Annotated in this window: 1 pseudogene; it reads left to right on the top strand. The window is 50.5% G+C overall.

The window, feature by feature from the left end:
* Window positions 1-202, top strand: a pseudogene (locus tag HP401_RS35555) (hypothetical protein); the annotation flags it as partial.

The raw sequence follows: 202 nt of genomic DNA on the forward strand, positions 1-202 counted from the left end.
CACGCATCATGGACGTGGACCAGGTAAAGGAATGGGCTTTGAGAAAAACGAAGAACTGTTGTCCCTCTTGAAGCTGGACGCCGATAAGCTCCAAGAAGAGCTGAAAGCGGAGAAATCGCTGGCTACAATCGCAGAGACCCAAGGCGTATCCGTGGATGATCTGGTAGCACTGTTGGTGAAACAACAGGAAGCCAAGCTGAAA

This window comes from Brevibacillus sp. HB2.2 (assembly GCF_013284275.1).
Lineage (GTDB): Bacteria > Bacillota > Bacilli > Brevibacillales > Brevibacillaceae > Brevibacillus > Brevibacillus brevis_D.